General features: G+C 37.8%; 2 protein-coding genes. Both read left to right on the forward strand.

Annotated elements, in window-relative coordinates; translation table 11 throughout:
* The first annotated feature begins 121 nt into the window (after positions 1-121).
* On the forward strand, positions 122-586 hold the full coding sequence (locus tag QUA25_RS29355; protein ID WP_333043228.1) for a hypothetical protein: 465 nt from the start codon (positions 122-124) through the stop codon (positions 584-586).
* On the forward strand, positions 576-1,003 hold a 428-nt coding region (locus QUA25_RS29360), incomplete at its 3' end, for a transposase (protein WP_333043230.1). The genes QUA25_RS29355 and QUA25_RS29360, both read left to right, overlap by 11 nt.

Raw genomic sequence — 1,003 nt, forward strand, 5'->3', positions numbered from 1 at the left:
ATCTTACAACAAATGCCAGGGATTAGTCAACCCCAAAAGAAGTTTTTAATCACTTTATTCTCAACTATTTTGCTGGTCCTTTGGTTTGGTCAACTTCACGAATCTCAGTCGTTATAGTTATTTGAGCGAAAAAACCTACCGTCGTCACTTTCTCAAAAGCTTTAATTTTCCACAATTTAATCAATATTTCCTCGAATCTGCCTTAAATCCTGAACACACAGTCATTGCCGTTATCGATTGTTCTTTTTTAAGAAAAAGTGGCAAAAAAACTGACGGTAAGGGTTATTTTTATAATGGTGTAGCGGGGAAATCGTCACAGGGGTTGGAAATTTCTGTAATTTCTATTGTCGAAATTGAGAGTCGTTTATCTTATAGCTTGAGCGTAGAACAAACTCCATCACGCCCTCAAATAAAGAAGGTGAAAAAACTGCCACAAAAACCGAAGAATAGCGGGTCAAAAAAATCTCGCAAAAAACAGGAGTCTCAAAGCTCTACGCCTGACATCACAAGAGTTGATGACGGGAGCACACCATCTAAAGAATACTCGTTATTTCTTCCCAAATTCTGTACGTTATTTGGTCGCTGATGGCTATTACTACCGCTCTAAATTCTGGGATGCTGTGCGGGAGTTAAATTTAGACTTTATTGGCAAGTTAAGAGTTGATGCTAACCTACGCTATCTTTATACAGGTGAACAAAAGAAACTGGGAGCTGCACGTAAATATGATGGTAAGGTTGACTGCCATGATTTGAGCCGTCTTAATTTTGTTAAAGACCTAAAACCGGGAGTTTCATTATATACATTGGTGGTGTGGAGTTGTTGTTTAAATTGCCAAATTAGGTTGGCTTGTATCTCTGAGGTTCAAGCCAACGGAGAAATTAAAAATGCTTTATTATTTAGCACTGATATTCACTTACTGCCTGAGCAAATTGTTGAATATTATCAGGCTCGTTTCCAGATTGAATTTATTTTTCGTGATGCCAAGCAATTTACGGGATTGTC

It is taken from the genome of Microcoleus sp. Pol17C6, assembly GCF_036701145.1.
Classification (GTDB): domain Bacteria; phylum Cyanobacteriota; class Cyanobacteriia; order Cyanobacteriales; family Microcoleaceae; genus Microcoleus.